The 17,364-nt window shown below is 71.4% G+C and carries 13 protein-coding genes; 1 reads left to right on the plus strand and 12 read right to left on the minus strand.

Translation table 11 applies throughout. From position 1 onward, the window contains the following. Positions 1–40 precede the first annotated feature (40 nt). The 11 genes from ACIBJC_RS04665 to ACIBJC_RS04715 form a co-directional block, all read right to left on the minus strand. The gene (locus ACIBJC_RS04665) at positions 41–994 is read right to left on the minus strand and encodes an ABC transporter permease (RefSeq protein WP_399287672.1); all 954 of its coding nucleotides are present in this window, start codon (positions 992–994) and stop codon (positions 41–43) included. After that, positions 991–2,595: an ABC transporter substrate-binding protein gene (locus ACIBJC_RS04670; RefSeq protein ID WP_399287674.1), complete on the minus strand. Its 1,605-nt coding sequence runs from the start codon at positions 2,593–2,595 to the stop codon at positions 991–993. Before ACIBJC_RS04670 ends, ACIBJC_RS04665 begins: the two co-directional genes overlap by 4 nt. Before the next feature lie 526 nt (positions 2,596–3,121). Next, the gene (locus tag ACIBJC_RS04675) at positions 3,122–4,468 is read right to left on the minus strand and encodes a 6-phospho-beta-glucosidase (protein ID WP_399287677.1); all 1,347 of its coding nucleotides are present in this window, start codon (positions 4,466–4,468) and stop codon (positions 3,122–3,124) included. A 73-nt stretch (positions 4,469–4,541) separates the two neighbouring features. After that, entirely contained in the window at positions 4,542–6,083 is a 1,542-nt protein-coding gene (locus ACIBJC_RS04680; protein ID WP_399287680.1) for an NCS1 family nucleobase:cation symporter-1, read from the minus strand. A 156-nt stretch (positions 6,084–6,239) separates the two neighbouring features. Beyond that, positions 6,240–7,241, minus strand: a complete 1,002-nt coding sequence (locus ACIBJC_RS04685) for a TIGR03842 family LLM class F420-dependent oxidoreductase (RefSeq protein ID WP_399287683.1) — start codon at positions 7,239–7,241, stop codon at positions 6,240–6,242. A 17-nt stretch (positions 7,242–7,258) separates the two neighbouring features. Next, positions 7,259–8,665: a dihydropyrimidinase gene (gene hydA / locus ACIBJC_RS04690; protein ID WP_399287686.1), complete on the minus strand. Its 1,407-nt coding sequence runs from the start codon at positions 8,663–8,665 to the stop codon at positions 7,259–7,261. A gap of 146 nt (positions 8,666–8,811) precedes the next feature. Further along, entirely contained in the window at positions 8,812–10,092 is a 1,281-nt protein-coding gene (locus ACIBJC_RS04695) for an aspartate aminotransferase family protein (RefSeq protein ID WP_399287689.1), read from the minus strand. Next, complete coding sequence (locus tag ACIBJC_RS04700; protein ID WP_399287692.1) at positions 10,089–10,931, minus strand: nitrilase-related carbon-nitrogen hydrolase; 843 nt, start codon at positions 10,929–10,931, stop codon at positions 10,089–10,091. The genes ACIBJC_RS04695 and ACIBJC_RS04700 overlap by 4 nt, the downstream gene beginning before the upstream one ends. A gap of 160 nt (positions 10,932–11,091) precedes the next feature. After that, positions 11,092–12,498, minus strand: a complete 1,407-nt coding sequence (locus tag ACIBJC_RS04705) for a hypothetical protein (protein ID WP_399287695.1) — start codon at positions 12,496–12,498, stop codon at positions 11,092–11,094. Between the two features lie 122 nt (positions 12,499–12,620). Continuing rightward, complete coding sequence (locus ACIBJC_RS04710; protein ID WP_399287698.1) at positions 12,621–13,004, minus strand: PPOX class F420-dependent oxidoreductase; 384 nt, start codon at positions 13,002–13,004, stop codon at positions 12,621–12,623. Positions 13,005–13,124: 120 nt separating this feature from the next. Continuing rightward, on the minus strand, positions 13,125–13,376 hold the full coding sequence (locus tag ACIBJC_RS04715; RefSeq protein ID WP_399287701.1) for a helix-turn-helix domain-containing protein: 252 nt from the start codon (positions 13,374–13,376) through the stop codon (positions 13,125–13,127). Between the two features lie 64 nt (positions 13,377–13,440). On the opposite strand from ACIBJC_RS04715, the gene map reads away from it, so the two are divergent. Next, entirely contained in the window at positions 13,441–14,208 is a 768-nt protein-coding gene (map, locus tag ACIBJC_RS04720; protein WP_399287704.1) for a type I methionyl aminopeptidase, read from the plus strand. Positions 14,209–14,285: 77 nt separating this feature from the next. Here map and ACIBJC_RS04725 read toward each other — a convergent pair whose 3' ends face one another. Beyond that, the gene (locus ACIBJC_RS04725) at positions 14,286–17,309 is read right to left on the minus strand and encodes a family 16 glycoside hydrolase (RefSeq protein WP_399287707.1); all 3,024 of its coding nucleotides are present in this window, start codon (positions 17,307–17,309) and stop codon (positions 14,286–14,288) included. Positions 17,310–17,364: the final 55 nt, after the last annotated feature.

Genomic DNA, 17,364 nt, shown 5'->3' on the forward strand with positions numbered 1-17,364 from the left:
GCCGCGGCGGACGGCCCGCGCACCGTACGGACGGGTGGGGTCACCGGGCACCTCCGAGCCTGATGCGCGGGTCGATCACCGAATAGACCGTGTCGACCAGCAGGTTGATGAGGATGTACGCGGCGGAGGTGCACAGCACCACGGCTTGCAGCGTCGCGTAGTCGCGGGTGAAGACGGCGTCGATGGTGAGCTTGCCGAAGCCCGGCAGGACGAAGATCTGTTCGGTGACGACGGCGCCGGAGATGAGGTGGCCGAGCTGGAGGCCGAGCACGGTCACCACCGTGACCAGGGAGTTGCGCAGGGCGTGTCCGCCGATGACCTGACGTTGCGTCAGACCTTTGGCGCGTGCCGTACGGACGTAGTCGGCGGAGAGCGAGTCGAGCATGGCGGCGCGGGTCTGGCGCATCACGACCGCCGCGAGTCCGGATCCGAGCACGATCGAGGGCAGCACCATACGGCGCAGGTTGTCGAGCGGGTCGGTGGCGAACGGCACGTAGCCGGAGGCCGCGAAGACGGGCAGGGCGATGGCGAAGGTGAGCACCAGCACGATGCCGAGCCAGAAGGTGGGCACGGAGAGCCCGAGCAGGGCGATGGCGTTGGCGAGCCATTCCTCGGGCCTGCCGCGCCGTACGGCGGCGACGACCCCGGACCCGATACCGACGACGATGGCCAACAACAAGGAGAGTGCGGCGAGTTCCAGGGTGACGGGCAGCGCCTCCGCGATGGCGTCGGCGACCGGGAGGCCCGTACGGGAGGAGGTGCCCAGATCGCCGGTGAGGGCGTGCCCGACGTAACGCCCGTACTGGACGGCGATGTTGTCGTCGAGCCCGTAGCTCTCCCGGACGGCGGCCAGCGCCTCGGGGCTGCGTTCCTCCCCGGCGAGGGCGAGCGCGGGGTCGCCGGGCAGCGCCCTGACGCCCGCGAAGACGACGACGCTGACCAGGAAGAGGGTGATCAGGGACTGGCGCAGCCGGGTGAGCAGATGGCGGGTCATCGGGCGTACCCGGCGGTCGTGACGCGGACGAGCCCGTCGCCGTAGATCCGTACCCCGGCGACCGCCTTGGTGGCGACGGCGTAGTTCTTCTGCCGGTATACGTAGACGAGGGCGTGTTCGGCGTTCACCCGGCGCGTCAACTCCTGGTAGATCTTGGCGCGTTCGCCGGGATCGGCCTCGGTGCGGCCACGGGCGACCAGTGCGTCGATGCGTGGGTCGGAGACCCCGTACGCGTTCATCGCGCCCTGGGTCCTGAGGAAGCTCGCGATGTTGCCGTCCGGGTCGAGCCGCCCCGACCAGCCGCTGGTGAACGCGTCGAAGGCGCCGGAGTCGGTCTCCTCCAGCAGCGTGGCGTACTCGGTGGGGCGCAGGGTGACCGCGAAGCCCGCCTCCTTGGCCATGGCCTGGACGACCTGGCCCAGCCTGCTGGACTCGGGGGTCGTGGAGACCTTCAGCTCCATCCGTACGGGCGTCCTCACCCCCGCCTCCGCCAGCAGCCGCCTGGCCCGCTCGGCGTCCCGCTTCGGGCACCGCGCGGGGTCCACGCCGGGCGCGATGGCGGAGCCGGGCGAGACGGGGCCGCAGGCCGGTTCGTACATCCCCTGGAAGACGACCTTGTTGATCAGCTCCCGGTCGAGGGAGAGCGCGAACGCCTCACGGACCCGGACGTCCCGCGCGATCGGGGTGTCGATCCTCCCCGGCTTCTCGCCGAGCCCCTTCACATTGCCGACGTTGAGGCCGATGCCCTGGTAGCCGAGGGAAGGCGAGTTGAAGACCTGGAGCTTCGGCTCGGTCTGCGCGCCCCGGACGTCGACGGGGGCCATCTGGTCGCCGACCTGAATGTCGCCGGAGCGCAGATTGGCGAGGCGCACGGTGCCGTCGGGGATGGGCTTGTAGATCACGCGGTCGAGGCGGACCCGGTCCGCGTCGTAGTAGCGGGGGTCCCTGCGGAGCACGATCCGGTCGCCGCCGACCCGCTCGACGAAGCGGAACGGCCCGACGCAGGACGGGTGGTTGGTGAAGTCCTTGCCGTACTTCTCCAGCGCGGCCGGGGACATGACCATCCCGGACCGGTCCGCGAGCACCCCGGTGAGCGGCACGTACGGCTGCTTGAGGGTGATGCGTACGGTGTCGGGCCCGGTGGCCTCCACCCGTTCCAGCGGGGCGAGTTCGGTGGCGCGGGCGGAGCCCGGCAGATCGCGGTGGCGCAGCAGGGAGCCGGCGACGGCGCGGGCGTCGAGCCGGGTGCCGTCGCTGAACCGGGCGTCGCGGCGGACCCGTACGGTGACGGTACGGCCGTCGGCCGAGACCGCGGGCAGCGCGGTGGCGAGCTGCGGGACGATCGTCCCGTGCTGGTCGATGTCGTACAGCTTCTCGCACATGCCCGCGAAGACGGTGCGGCCGACGAGGGTCTGGGCGAGGCTCGGATCGAGCTTGTCGGGGTCGGCGTTGAGCGCGACGGTGAGGGTGCCCCCGTCGCGTACGGGCCGGTCGTCGGTCATCCGTACCCCGCCGGCCCCGGTCGCGGAGGACTGGAGCGAGGCACAGCCGGAGAGGAGTACCGTCAGAGCGAGGGCCAGGGCGTGGGGTGTTCGGCGCACGAGATTCTGCCTCCCGCCGGGAGCCGATCAAGGAATACCGCCGACCGTATTTCGCATACATACCCACGACAAGGGCGAGGCCGGCGCTCCTCCGGTGTTTTCGATGAAGATCGGGTAACCCGGCGCGGCAATTCGGGCGGCGTCGCCCATTCGGGAGACGCCGCCCGTGACGCCGGTTCGGCTCCGGATCAACGCCGGATCGGCTCCGGATCGGCTCCGGGTCGGCTCCGGATCAGCTCCCGATCGACGCCCGTCAGACCGTGGAGAGCCGGCCGATGTCCGCGAAGGCCTTGAACTCCTCGACGGGCAGGACGAGTCCGAAGTGCGGCACCGGCACCTCGTGTCCGTCGACGAGGTTGGTGCCCGCCACGGCCTCCCCGGGGAGCCCCCGAGAGGCCGTCGCCGACCTGGTGGGTGACGACCTGGTGGCCGCCGAAGTTCCCGTCGATCCACCGGGTGTCGGACCGGCCTTCGGCGAAGCCGAGCACGCCGCCGAGGGAGGGACCGGTTGCCACCGGGCCGTGGGTCACGGACGGTCGAGATAGGCCAGACCGGGGTGTTCGGCACGGTAGCCGTCCAGGAGCCGGTGGGCTACGGAGACCGAGTCCACCAGCGGGTGCAGCGCGAAGGCCGCGACGGCCGAGGCGCGCGAACCGCTCTCGGCGGCGGCCAGCACCTCGCGCTCGACCGCCTTGACCGCGCAGACCAGCCCGGTGGCGTGGTACGGCAGCGGGGCGACGGTGACGGGGTGCGCGCCGTTGCCGTCCACCAGGCAGGGCACCTCGATGACGGCATCGGCGTCGAGCGCCGCGAGGGTGGACCGGTTGCGGACGTTGAGGATGAGCGTGGTGCGTTCGTCGCGGGCGACGGCCCGCATCAGCGCGAGCGCGACCTGCTCGTAGCCGCCGGACTCCAGATCGGCGTCGTCCCGCTCCCCGGCCCCGGCGGCCTCGCGGTTCTCCGCCATGTACGTGGCCTCGCGCTCGGCGCGGGTCCGGTCCCAGGTGCGCAGCGCGGGGGCGCCGGGGCGGGCCACCTCCTCGTAGAAGCGGGCCTGCTGGTCCCGGAGGAAGGCGCCGCGGGTCTGCTCGGCCTGCTGGTAGGCGAGGACGGCCTCGCGGTTGAAGTAGTAGTAGTGCAGGTACTCGTTGGGGACGGCGCCGAGCGAGCGGAGCCAGTCGGCGCCGAAGAGCCGGCCCTCCTCGAACGAGCCGAGGGCGTCGGGGTCGGCGAGCAGCCGGGGCAGTTCGTCGCGGCCGTCGACGCGCAGTCCGCGCAGCCAGCCGAGGTGGTTGAGGCCGACGTAGTCGATCCACGCGCGGTCGGGGTCGGCGCCGAGCACCCGGGCGACCCGGCGGCCGAGGCCGACGGGCGAGTCGCAGATGCCGATGACCCGGTCGCCGAGGTGGCGGGACATGGCCTCGGTGACCAGTCCGGCCGGGTTGGTGAAGTTGATGACCCAGGCGTCCGGCGCGAGGCGCGCCACCCGCCGGGCGATGTCGACGGCGACGGGCACGGTGCGCAGCCCGTACGCGATGCCGCCCGCGCCGACCGTCTCCTGGCCGAGGACGCCCTCGGCCAGCGCGACCCGCTCGTCCGCCGCGCGCCCTTCGAGTCCGCCGACGCGGATCGCGGAGAAGACGAAGTCGGCGCCGAGCAGCGCCTCGTCCAGGTCGGTCGTGGCGGTCACGGCGGGCGCGTCGGGGACGTCCCTGGCCTGTTCGGCGAGGACCCGGGCGACGGCTCCGAGCCGGCCGGCGTCCAGGTCGTGGAGGGTGACCTCGGTGACCCTCCCCTCCGCGTGGTCGCCGAGGAGAGCGCCGTACACCAGAGGGACCCGGAACCCGCCGCCGCCGAGAATCGTCAGCTTCACACCCGCACCACTTTCACACCGGCCTCCGTGAGCGCGGCGTGTGCGGCCGGGCCCGCGGGGGCGTTGGTCACTCTTACGGGACCATCTTCGCGCCCGTACGCCGGGACGGCGGGGTCAGGACCAGATACACCGCCAGGGAGGCCGCGAGTCCGACCGCCCAGCCGTAGTCAGCGAGCGGCTTGAGGAAGGGGATCAGGCCGTCCTCGGGGAAGGGGCCCTTCCCGGGCGCGGAGTGGGAGCCGCCCACCGCCAGCACACCGCCGACGACGAAGGCGAGCACGGCCCGCGGGTTCCAGCCGCGCGTGTACCAGTACGGTCCGCCGGGCCGGTAGAGGGCGGCGAGGTCGAGCACGGTGCGCCGGACGATCCAGTAGTCGGCGATCAGGATGCCCGCGACCGTACCGAGCAGCCCCCCGACCAGTCCGAGCCAGGTGAAGATGTACAGCTCGGGCGTGGCGGTGAGTTTCCACGGCATGATCAGGACGCCGACGACCCCGGTGATCAGCGCGCCCGTACGGAAGTTGATGATCTTCGGGGCGAGGTTGGCGAGGTCGTAGGCCGGGGAGACCACATTGGCCGCGATGTTCACCGAGATCGTCGCGACGAGCACCGTCACCAGCGCGAACACCAGCCCGAAGACGTTGTCCGTCTTCGCCGCCAGCTCGACCGGGTCCCAGACGGCGGCGCCGTACACCGCCTGCGATCCGGAGGTGACGAAGACCGAGAGCAGCGCGAAGAGGGTCATGGTCGTCGGCAGGCCGAGCGTCTGTCCCCAGATCTGGGCGCGCTGGCCCGCGCCGAAGCGGGTGAAGTCGGGGATGTTCAGCGACAGCGTGGACCAGAAGGCGATCATCCCCATCAGCGAGGGGAAGAAGACGGGCCAGAACTCCGCGCCCCAGCCCAGTTCGGACGGCTGGTCGAGCAGTGGGCCGAGACCGCCCGCCTTGACGGTGATCCAGACCAGCAGGACCAGCGCGCCGACGATCACGAAGGGCGCCGCCCAGTTCTCGAACCGCCGCAGGGTGTCCATCCCCCGGTAGATGATGGCGAGTTCGAGCGCCCAGAAGAGCAGGAAGCAGAGCCAGAGCGTCCAGGGCTGGCCGCCGATCCTCGACGCCTCCGCCCAGCCGCCGAAGATCTTGCCGAGCAGGACGAAGATGCCCTGCCCGCCGATCCAGGTCTGGATCCCGAACCACGCGCAGGCGACGGCGGCGCGGATCAGCGCGGGCAGATTGGCGCCGCGCAGCCCGAACGAGGCGCGGGCGAGCACCGGGAAGGGGATGCCGTACTTCGGCCCCGCGTGCCCGGTCAGCAGCATCGGCAGGAGCACGATCACATTGGCCAGCGCGATCGTGAGGACCGCCTGCTTCCAGTCCATGCCCAGGGTGACCAGGCCGGACGCCAGCAGCCAGGACGGGATGTTGTGCGCCATGCCGACCCACAGGGCGGCGAAGTTGTACGTCGTCCAGTTCCGCCGAGCCACCGGGACGGGCAGCAGATCGGCGTTGGCGAAGCGGCTGTCCTCGGGGACCGCGCCGGGCGGCAGCTCGACGCGGCCCTGGGGGTCGGTTATCGGTCCTTCGGCGGAGGGAGCGGGCGGTACGGTCGCGGTCATGACGGCGGGACCCTTCGTTCGAGGGCGGGTGTCGGGGACGTCGAACGAGGCCGTGCGGGCGGGGAGTTACGCGTGGGGACCGGGCCTGTCCTGGAAAGGGACCCGGGCCGGTCCTGGAACAGGGCGCGGGGGCGCGGTCCTGGAACAGGGACCCGGTCAGTCCTGGAACGCCGGGATGATCTCGGCGCCGTACGCGTCGATCGTCGCCTCCTTCGCGTCGTGCATGTCGTAGAGGGCGAACTGGTCGACGCCGAGCGCGCGCAGCGCCCTCAGCTTCTCGATGTGCGCCTCCACCGGGCCGAGCAGGCAGAAGCGGTCCACGATCTCGTCGGGGACGAAATCGGTGGACGGGTTGCCGGTCCGGCCGTGGTGGCTGTAGTCGTACCCCTCGCGCTGCTTGATGTACGTGGTGAGCGCGTCCGGTACGAGCCCGGAGTGCTCCCCGTAGCGCGACACGAGGTCGGCGACATGGTTGCCGACCATCCCGCCGAACCACCGGCACTGCTCCCGCGCGTGGGCGAGGTCGTCGCTCACATAGGCGGGCGCGGCGACACAGATGGTGATCGCGTCCGGGTCGCGTCCGGCGTCGGAGGCCGCCGTGCGGACGGCCTTGATCATCCACTCGGTGAGGAAGGGATCGGCGAGCTGGAGGATGAAGCCGTCGGCCTTCTGCCCGGCGAGCGCCAGCGCCTTGGGCCCGTACGCCGCCATCCACACCGGCAGCTTCCCGTCCCGTACCCACGGCAGCCGCAGTGTCTTCCCGTCGACGGTGGTCTCGCGCCCCTCCGCCAGGTCGCGGATGACGCCCATCGACTCACCCAGGGTGGCGAGGGTGTTGGGCTTGCGGCCCGCGACGCGCAGGGCGGAGTCGCCGCGGCCGATGCCGCACACGGTGCGGTTGCCGTACATCTCGTTGAGTGTGGCGAAGGTGGAGGCGGTCACCTCCCAGGTCCGGGTGGACGGGTTGGTGACCATGGGTCCCACGGTCAGGGTGGTGGTGTGTTCCAGGATGCGGCTGTAGATGACGAACGGCTCCTGCCAGAGCACGGCCGAGTCGAAGGTCCAGCCGTACCGGAAGCCGTTGCGCTCCGCGCGCCGCATGAGGTCGACGACGGCGGAGGCGGGCGGGTCGGTCTGGAGGACGAGTCCGAAGTCCATGGCTGTCGCTCCTGGGTTCAGTCGAGGTACTGGCAGAGAGAGCGGGGGGTGTACTGGCCGTGTCCGGCCCGTCCGGTGAACTCCCGCCGGTCGATGACGAGTTCGCCCCGGGAGAGCACCGTCTCGACCTGGCCGGTGAGCCGCTTGCCCTCGTACGCGGAGTAGTCCACGTCCATGTGGTGGGTCTCGGCGGAGACGGTCTGCTCGGTGTGCGGGTCGTAGATGACGACATCGGCGTCGGCGCCCGGCGCGATGGTGCCCTTGCGCGGGTAGAGGCCGAACATCCGGGCGGGGGCCGCGCAGGCGATGTCGATCCAGCGGCGCCGGGTGATGTGCCCCTCGACCACGGCCTGGTGGAGCAGGTCCATGCGGTTCTCCACGCCGGGCAGCCCGTTGGGGATCTTGGAGAAGTCGCCGCGGCCCATCTCCTTCTGTCCGGAGAAGCAGAACGGGCAGTGGTCCGTGGAGACCACCTGGAGGTCGTCGGTGCGCAGCCCGCGCCACAGGGCCGCCTGGTGGTCCTTGGGCCGCAGCGGGGTGGAGCAGACGTACTTGGCGCCCTCGAAGTCCGGTTCGGCCAGGTTGTCGGTGGAGAGGAAGAGGTACTGCGGACACGTCTCGCCGAAGACGGGCAGCCCCTTGTCGCGGGCGGCGGCGAGTTCGGCGACGGCCTCCTCGGCCGAGACGTGCACGACGTAGAGCGGCGCGTCAGCGACCCGCGCGAGCTGGATCGCGCGGTGGGTGGCCTCGGCCTCCAGCAGGACCTTCCGTACCTCGCCGTGGTAGCGCGGGTCGGTGTGTCCGGCGGCCAGGGCCTGTTCGACGAGGACGTCGATGGCGATGCCGTTCTCGGCGTGCATCATGATCAGCCCGCCGTTGTGCGAGGCGCGCTGCATGGCCCGCAGGATCTGGCCGTCGTCGCTGTAGAAGACGCCCGGATAGGCCATGAAGAGCTTGAAGCTGGTGACACCCTCCTGGACGAGGAGGTCCATCTCCTTGAGCGAGCTCTCGTTGACGTCCGCCATGATCATGTGGAAGCCGTAGTCGATGGCGCAGTTGCCGTCGGCCTTGGCGAACCAGGCGTCGAGCCCCGCGCGCAGCGCCTGGCCCGGGGACTGGATGGCGAAGTCGACGAGGGTGGTGGTGCCGCCCCAGGCGGCGGCGCGGGTGCCGGTCTCGAAGGTGTCCGCGGCGAAGGTGCCGCCGAAGGGCATCTCCATGTGGGTGTGCGCGTCGACACCGCCCGGGATGACGTACTTGCCGGTGGCGTCGATCGTACGGCCGGCGGTCCAGCCCGCGGCCACGTCGGAGCCGTGTGCGGCGAGGGCGACGATCCTGCTGTCCTCGATCAGGACATCGGCGTGGGTCTCGTCGGCGGCGGTGATGACGAGCCCGCCGCGGATCAGGGTGCGGGTGCTGCTCATGCTGGTGGCGCTCCCTTTCGTACGGTGGGTGGGAGGGGCGAGGCGGAGGGGCGTGGCGTGGCGGGGTGCGGTCCGGCCGGGCACGGCCGTCGGACGTGGCCGTGCCCGGCCGGTGGGGCGGTCGGGCGGGCGGCCGGATCGCCGGATCAGACGCCCCGCAGGGCCTGTTCCAGGATCGCGGCGCCCTCTTCGGCCTCGGCGACGGTCAGTGACAGCGGCGGGGCGATCCGCAGCACGCTGGTGTTGTGGCCGCCGCCCTTGCCGAGCAACAGCCCGCCCTCGCGGGCCGCTTCGAGTACGGCCGAGGCCGTCCGCGGCGCCGCCTCGCCGGTCGCGGGGTTGATCAGCTCGATGCCGATCATCAGCCCCCGGCCGCGTACCTCGCGTACGGAGTCGACGCACGCGCCGATGGCCCGCAGCCGCTCGATGAGCAGGCCGCCGACCCGGCGGGCGTTGCCCTGGAGGTCGTGCTCCTGGAGGTACGAGAGGTTGGCGAGGCCGGCCGCCATGGTGACGGGGCTGCCGCCGAAGGTCGAAATGGAGTTGGAGTCCAGGCAGTTCATGATCTCGGCGCGGGCGACGACCCCGCCGATGGACATGCCGTTGCCGATGCCCTTCGCGAAGGTGAGCAGGTCCGGCGGGCCGTTCCCGGCGTGCGCCTGCCAGCCCCAGAAGTGTTCCCCGGTACGGCCCCAGCCGGTCTGCACCTCGTCGCTGATCCACAGGATGCCGTGGCGATCGAGGACTTCGCGGAACGCGGCGTACAGCCCGTCCGGCGGGGCGGTGAACCCGCCGACGCCCTGCACCGGTTCGGCGATCAGCGCGGCGGGGGTACGGGTGTGGCCGAGCAGGTCCTCCAGGTCGGCGACGCACGCCTCGATGAACCGTTCGTCCGTGAGGCCCGCGTAGGGGCCGCGGTTGCGGACGCCACCGTGCACGTACAGCGTCTGGAGCGGGGAGAGGCCGGTGGGCGACCAGCCGCGGTTGCCGGTGATGGAGACGGTGGAGAAGGACCGGCCGTGGTAGCTGTTGCGCATCGCGAGGATCTGGCTGGAGCCGCGGTACGCGGTCGCCAGCATCAGCGCGGTGTCGTTGGCCTCGGTGCCGGAGGTGGTGAAGAAGACGCGGGCGTCCGGGATGCCGGACAACGCCGCGATGCGCTCGGCGAGTTCGACCATCGGGCGGTTGAGGTAGAGCGTGGAGGAGTGGATGATCCGGCCCGCCTGCTCGCTCACCGCCTTGGTGACCTCGGGGAGCGCGTGGGCGGTCATGGTGGTGAGGATGCCGCCGAAGAAGTCGAGGTAGCGGTTGCCCTCGGCGTCCCAGACATGGCGGCCCTCGCCGTGGCTGATCTCGATGGGCTCGTCGTAGTAGAGCGCGAGCCAGTCGGGCAGGACGGCGCGGTGGCGGTCGTGGAGGTCGCTCACGGCCGCACCAGCCCCTCGTACGCGTCGGGGCGCCGGTCCCGGTAGAACGCCCACTGCTGACGGACCTCGTCGATCAGCGCGAAGTCCAGGTCCCGTACGACCAGTTCCTCGGCCTTGTCGCTCGCGGGCTCGCCCACGAACTGGCCGCGCGGGTCGACGAAGTAGCTGGTGCCGTAGAAGTCGTTGTCGCCGTACTCCTCCTGGCCGACGCGGTTGATCGCGGCGATGAAGTACTCGTTGGCGACAGCGGCGGCAGGCTGTTCGAGCTGCCAGAGATAGCTGGAGAGACCGCGCGAGGTGGCGGACGGGTTGTACACGATCTCGGCGCCGTTCAGGCCGAGCTGGCGCCAGCCCTCGGGGAAGTGGCGGTCGTAGCAGATGTAGACGCCGACCTTGCCGACGGCGGTGTCGAAAACGGGCCAGCCGGCGTTCCCGGGCTTGAAGTAGTACTTCTCCCAGAACCCCTTGACCTGCGGGATGTGGTGCTTGCGGTACTTGCCGAGGTACGAGCCGTCGGCGTCGATCACCGCGGCGGTGTTGAAGTAGAAGCCGGACTGCTCGACCTCGAAGACCGGGACCACCACGACCATGCCGGTCTCCCGGGCCAGCTCGCGCATCCTGGTGACGGTCGGACCGTCCGGGACGGGCTCGGCCCAGCGGTAGTGCTCCGGCTCCTGCACCTGGCAGAAGTAGGGGGCGTTGAAGACTTCCTGGAAACCGATGATCTTCGCGCCCTGCCGGGCCGCCTCGCGGGCGTGCTCCTCATGCTTGGCGATCATGGATTCGGTGTCGCCCGTCCAGGTCGCCTGGACGAGTGCGGCGCGTACGACTCGGGCCACGAGCTGCTCCTTCGGCGGGTGCTTCGGCCGGCTCTACGCACGTAGATTTCGCGTAGGAGGAGAACGTAAGCCCCGGTTCACACGGGGGCAAGACCATCGTCGTTAACCCGCAGGGTCGAGTCTGTTTCACACCCGAGCGGTCGACATCGGGCCGCCCCGCTCAGGCCGGTGCGATTCCGGCCACCCGCAGAGCATGCACCACATCGCGCTCACGGGAGGCCGACACGGCGCGCGCCGCGTCGAGGAGCTGCGGTACGAGACGGCGCGGATCGGGCGCGGCGACGAGCGCCGAGTCCTCCGGCGCACGCGCCTGTACGAAGGCGCTGAGCAGCGCACGCGCCTCGTGCGCACAGCCCGCCTCGCCCAGCGCGAGCACGGCGTCGGTGATCTCCTCGGCCGGCCGGGAGACGCCCTGGCGCAGCAACTGCCCGCAGTCGTCGTCGCGGCCGGCGACGGCGAGCGCCCCGGCCGCCGCGGCGAGCTGCGCGGGCGGCAGGAACGCCGCCTCCCAGAGCAGTTCGGCCCAGTCGGCGCCGAGGCCGGCGCGGTGCAGCTCGGCGGCGAGCAGGGGAAGCTGCTGCGGCGGGCGGCCCGCGGCCTCGCAGAGCACGACGTGCGCCTCGCCCGTCCGCCCCTCGGCGCGCAGCCTGCGCAGCTCGGCGACGGTCAGGGCGGCGGCGCGGCGGTCCTCCGGCGAGGGCGCGGCGGGCGCTTCGCGCAGGGGCGTGACGGGCGCGCCGCCGAACCGGGCGCCGCGCGGGGTGGCGGGCGCGGCGGGCGGCGGCGCCGGGAGTACGGGCGCGGGCGGCGGCTCCTCGGCCTCCTGGACCTCGTCGGCCTCGATCCCGGCGAAGCGGGCGCCGCGCGGTTTGCGCTTCTTCGGCTGGGCCTTGGGCCGGGGCGCGGCGGCGCCCGGCCCGGCGTCGTCCTCGGCCGGCGCCGTGGCGGGGCCCGCCGGCTCCCCGGTACGGCGCCGGCCGCCCCAGAGCGTCCGGCCCCGCGCGGGCGCCGGCTCCGGGCTCGCGGGGGCCGCGGGAGCGGCGGCGGGATCGGCGCTCGGGACGGGCAACGCCGCCATTCTGGCCTGGAGTTCGGAGCAGCGGGCGGTGGCGCGGGCGAGGTCGTCGCGGATCCAGGCCAGATCATGGGTGAGCTGCTGCTCGCCGGGCGAACCCTCGGGCGTGGTACGGAGCAGCCGGACCAGTTCCTCGGCCCGGCCCGCCGCGTGCGTCCGGTCCCGGTCCATCAGCCGCAGCCGTTCGGCGAGCGCCGCACCGCCGCCGGGGAGCCGGTCGTACGCCCCGGCGGAGGCGGAGTGGAGCCGTCGCGCCCGCTCGCGCTCCCCGGCGACGGCGTGGGTGTCGCGCCCGGCGGCGAAGTCCTGGAGCAGCGACTCCACCACGTCCCACGGCGGGATCTCGGTGCCGCCGAGGCAGGCCCGCAGACCGTCGGGGTCGCGGTGGAAGAAGACTCCGTACCAGCCGGCGCCGGGGTTCAGCAGCGTCGTCAGATCCGTTAAGTATCGCGCGAACGTCCCGATCTCCACCGGGAGTTGCCGCACCGCCATCGCTGCCTCGTCCCTCCCGTACCGAAGAGAACACTCCGGTCCGAGGCATTCGACCTCAGTTGTGTTACGGGCCGAATACAGACAGTTTTCCGGGAGGGTGCGAAGCGCTCAGCGTCCGGACGTCAGAAGGAGACGGCGATCCCGGTATGCGGGCGCTTGCCGCGCCGTACGATCCGGGCCGGCACGTCGACCAGCCAGAACTGCCAGGTGTACTTGCGCGCGACGAGCCGCAGGACCCGGTCCAGGTCCGCTCCTTCGAGCAACCGCGCCGTACCCTCGGCGGACGGCGCGCCCGGGGCGATCCGCCCGCGCACGTCGCAGACCGCCACCACCGCACGGGGGTTGTTGCGGATCCGCTTGACCTTCCAGGAGTCGGAGCGGGTCCAGACGAACAGCACTCCCCCGTCCACCGCGTGCCAGACGGGGGTGGCGACACCGGTCCCGTCCTTGCGGTAGGTGGTGAGGCTGACGTAGCGGCTGCGGGAGAGGTCGTCGAGGGTCGTCACGATCACGAGCCTACGCACTCCCCCGCGCTTCCCCCGCCACGTCCGCCCAGGCCACGGGCGCGTGGCGCTGGAGTGGCACCCGCGCCGGCGCGTGGCGTCGGCCGGGCCGGGTGGGTTCCGTCAGACCGGCACCAGCGCGCAGCTCACCGCGATCCGGTCCATCGACAGGCCCAGCGCCGCGGCCAGCGCGGCCACCGTGAAGAAGGCAGGAGTAGGGGCGCGGCCGGTCTCGATCTTGCGCAGCGTCTCGGGGGAGAGTCCGGCGACGGCGGCCACCTCCACCATGCTGCGTGAGCCGCGCGCCTCGCGGAGCAGACGGCCGAGTCGTTCGCCGCGCTCGCGCTCTTCGATGGTGAGAGGGGTCCGTACCATTCCGTCATTGTAATACCGCCCCGGGCGATTCCCGGGCCCTCCACCCACCGGTATTGTTATTGGAATGGTGGAGATCAAAACCGATGCGTCCCTGGACGCCATGCGCGGAGCGGGCCGGGTCGTCGCCCAGGCGCTCACAGCCGTACGGGAGGCCGCGGCCGTGGGGGTCACGCTGCGCGCCCTCGACGAGACCGCCCGCGCCGTACTGCGTGAGGCGGGCGCCGGCTCGCCCTTCCTCGACTATCACCCCGACTGGGCGCCCACCCCCTTCCCCGCGGTCATCTGCGCCTCCGTCAACGACATGATCGTGCACGGCATCCCCGGCTCCTACCGGCTGGCCGACGGCGACCTCGTGTCGATCGACTGCGGTGCGGTCCTCGACGGCTGGGTCGGGGACTCGGCGGTCAGCTTCACGGTCGGCCGCGCCCGCCCGGACGACCTCCGGCTGATCGACACGTCGTACCGGGCGCTGGAGGCGGGTATCGCCGCGGCCCTGGTCGGCAATCGCATCGGCGACATCGCGCACGCGATCGGCCGGGTCTGCCGCGCGGCGGGGTACGGCATCCCCGCCGGCTTCGGCGGCCACGGCGTGGGCCGCACCATGCACGAGGACCCGGGCGTCCCCAACGAGGGCCGCCCGGGCCGCGGTATGCGGCTGCGCCACGGCATGGTGCTGGCGATCGAGCCGATGCTGACCAGCAGTGGTACGGACCGCTGCTTCACGGCCCGTGACGGCTGGACGGTCCGTACCCTCGACCGCAGCCGCGCCTCCCACGTGGAGCACACGGTGGCGATCACCGACGAGGGGCCGCGGATCCTGACGGCGCTCTGAGACACCGGCGGCCCCCGTACCGGCTGTTCCTCCCGTGCCGGTCGTTCCGCCGGTGCCTGCCGTTCCGCCGGTGCCGGTCAGTCCAGCGGCTCGATCCAGACGTTCCTGAAGCGGACCTTGTTGCCGTGGTCCTGGAGCCGGATCGCCCCCTTGGCCGCCGATTCGGCGTCGCCCGCGCCGGTCGGTCCGTCCACCGCCACGTTGTCGTGGACCTTCGTGCCGTTCCACACCACGGTGATCCTGGCGTCCTCGGTCTTGCGGCCCTCGGCGTCGAAACGGGCCGCGCGGAAGACGATGTCGTACGTCTGCCAGGTCTCGGGCGCGGTGGCGGCGTTCCGGTCGGCGGCCTTCTTGTTGTAGATGGACGCGGCCTCGTTCGCGGCCAGTTTCTCCACGCCGAAGGAGTCCAGGATCTGGATCTCGTACCGCTCCTGGAGGTAGATGCCGCTGTTGCCGCGGTCCTGCCCGGTGACGTCGTCCGGCAGCTTCGGCACCCGGAATTCGGCGTGCAGCGCGAAGTCGCCGAAGGCCTGTTTGGTGCGGATGTCGCCGCAGCACACCTCGATGGAGTTCTCGGCGGTGCGCGGCCACTCGACACCGCGGCCGTCGGTGTGCTGCCAGGCGGTGGAGACACTGCCGCCGGAGAACAGGTCGATGCGGCTGCCCGCCCTGCGCACCTCGATCATGTCGAGATTGACGTGGCCGGTGTCCTCCGGCCGGTGGGTGTACGTGACGGTGTTGCGGCCCTTGTTCAGGGTGAACCGCTCGGTCTTCGTGGACCAGCGGTTCCAGGCACCGGTGGCGGGGAGACCGGTCTGCCGGGTCTGCCCGCCGTTGACACCGACGCCGATGGTCTTCGTGCCGGTGAAGGGGTCGGGGCCGTTGGCGTACCGCAGTCCCACGTCGTAGCTGCCCTTCGCGGGTGCGTCGACCTCGAAGGTGACGGCGGCGCCCTCGGTGCCGAAGCCGTCGACGAAGCCGCCGCCGGTGTAGCCGGCGTGCTCGGTGTCGATGTCGGCCCCGCCGCTCAGGCGCCCCGACTCGGCGTCGTACGAGGTGACGGGCTGCTCGGGTCCCGGGCGGGCGTTCAGCGTGTACCAGGCCTCGGTGGACCAGAGTTGCTCACCCGCGGCGGAGGCGAACGGGCGCGGCGACCGGATGTGCACCACCCGGTCGGTCTTGAGGCCGGGGATGGTGAGCCGGACCTTGCGGCGGTCGCCGGACAGCCGGGCGGCCGTGACGGGCAGCACCTCCTCGTCGACCTTGGGGCCTCCGTACGCCGGGGTGGGGACGTAACGCCACTGCTCGACGGAGTAGGCGCCGCTCGTCAGTTTGGCGGCCGTCTCCTCCGACAGGGGCTGGGTGTAGGTGAGTTCGAAGCCGTCGCGGGTGGCGCGCATGGTCTTGATGTCGAAGGCGACCTTGCCGTTCGGGGTGAGTTTCTGGAGGCCGAAGCGGAGTTTGCCCTCCTGGCCCCAGTTTCCGTCGGCGCCGAGGCCGCCCGCGTAGATCGCACCGTCCGGTCCGGTGCTGATACGGGTGATGCCGGACTCCAGGCCCTGCGTGTGCCGGAACACCGCGCCCTGGTACTCGCCCTTCACCTTCTCCAGGTCGGCGCGCTGGAGTCCGCCGTAGGTGACATCGCCGAAGAGCATCTGCCCGGCGAAGGGCCCCTTCTTCAACAGCATCGGCGTACTGGGCGAGTTGGCTATCTCGTTCTGCGGCAGCCAGAGCACCGGCCGGGTGACCTCACGGTCGTCGAACGGGCCGTCCGGTTCGGTGTAGTGGTTGAAGAACCGGTCCTTCTTGACGTGGAGCAGCTTGGAGGCGGGCAGCCAGCCGCCCTGGTTGTCGGTGACGAAGAGTTCGCCCTCCGGGCCCCGTCCGATCCCGTTCGGTGTGCGGAGGCCGCCGGCCAGGTAACTGACCTTGCCCGTCTTCCTGTTCACCTTGACGGTGGTACCGCGGTTCGCGGCGGGCTGCGGGTTGGTCGTCGCGCCGCCGTAGTTGATGGCGACGGACAGGTTCAGATAGAAGTCGCCGCGCTCGTAGAGCAGTCCGAAGGCGAACTCGTGGAAGTTCCCCCCGTACGGCCAGGAGGCGACCTTGCGGATCTCGTCGGCGGAGTTGACGCCCTCGGTGTCGGACAGCTCGGTCAGTTGGTGTTTCTCCGAGACGTACAGCTTTCCTTCGACGTACTTGATCCCCATCGGCTCCTTCAGGCCGTCGGCGATCTTCGTGTAGGTGACCTTCTCCGGTCCGGTGTCCCCCGTCACCTGGTCGAGGACGTACACCTCTCCCTCGGTCTCGGTGCTGCCGCCCCAGGTGGTCACGGCAAGCCGGCCGTCCGGCAGCCAGTCCATCGCGGAGACCTGCGGCTCGAAACCCTCGGGGCGCAGATCGGTGAGGGTGTAGCCGGGGTTGACCGAGGTCAGCGGGAGACCGTCGCCGGGGGTGTCGTAGGTTCCCTCGCACTCCTTGCGGCCGGGGGCGGTGACCCGGACGACGCCGGCGTCGGTGCTGAGCACGGAGTTCGGGACGAGGGTGAAGGCGTCGGCGCCCGGCGGCTTCCACTGGAGGGTGACCTGCTGGCCGCCACCGCGGTCGAAGTGGTCGATCCGCAGGGGGTGGTAGCCGGGGAGGAGGGCGATCTCGCCGTCCTTGGGCTCGGCGCCGTGGAGTCCGTCGTGGTCGATGACCTTCTTGTCACCGATGAACAGACGCGAACCGTCGTCGCTGATCAGACGGAAGGCGTACGTACCGTCCGCGGGGACATTGATGTTGCCGATGATCTGCGACACGAAGTTGTCGGTGAAACCGAAGCCGTCGGTGGAGGACCAGTCGACGGTGGGGATCAGCTTGTCGACGTTGGGGGTCTGGGCCGGTTTGAGGTCGCAGAGCTTGCTCAGCGGGGACTGGATGTCGAAGACCCGCAGGGTCACCCCGGGTTCCTGGGGCGGCAGGTCACCGAAGGGTCTCTCGTCGGCCTGCGCGGCGGGCGCCGCGAGGCCGCCGGTGAGGAGGGCCGCGAGGAACAGCCCGGTGATTCTTCGGGGGCTACGACGATGGCGGGGGGCGCTCTGGTGCGTGCGGGGCGTCACTCTTCCTCCTGCTGTGCGCTGCGGGGCAGCGCGGCCGGGGACGGACCTTCCGTGC

It is taken from the genome of Streptomyces sp. NPDC050509 (assembly GCF_044457965.1).
In the GTDB taxonomy this organism is placed as follows: domain Bacteria; phylum Actinomycetota; class Actinomycetes; order Streptomycetales; family Streptomycetaceae; genus Streptomyces.

Bases quoted from the DNA above. Each gene is read 5' to 3' on its own strand.
- ACIBJC_RS04685 (WP_399287683.1), bottom strand. From the start codon at position 7,241: ATGGACTTCGGACTCGTCCTCCAGACCGACCCGCCCGCCTCCGCCGTC.
- hydA (WP_399287686.1), bottom strand. From the start codon at position 8,665: ATGAGCAGCACCCGCACCCTGATCCGCGGCGGGCTCGTCATCACCGCC.
- ACIBJC_RS04680 (WP_399287680.1), bottom strand. From the start codon at position 6,083: ATGACCGCGACCGTACCGCCCGCTCCCTCCGCCGAAGGACCGATAACC.
- ACIBJC_RS04665 (WP_399287672.1), bottom strand. From the start codon at position 994: ATGACCCGCCATCTGCTCACCCGGCTGCGCCAGTCCCTGATCACCCTC.
- map (WP_399287704.1), top strand. From the start codon at position 13,441: ATGGTGGAGATCAAAACCGATGCGTCCCTGGACGCCATGCGCGGAGCG.
- ACIBJC_RS04715 (WP_399287701.1), bottom strand. From the start codon at position 13,376: ATGGTACGGACCCCTCTCACCATCGAAGAGCGCGAGCGCGGCGAACGA.
- ACIBJC_RS04705 (WP_399287695.1), bottom strand. From the start codon at position 12,498: ATGGCGGTGCGGCAACTCCCGGTGGAGATCGGGACGTTCGCGCGATAC.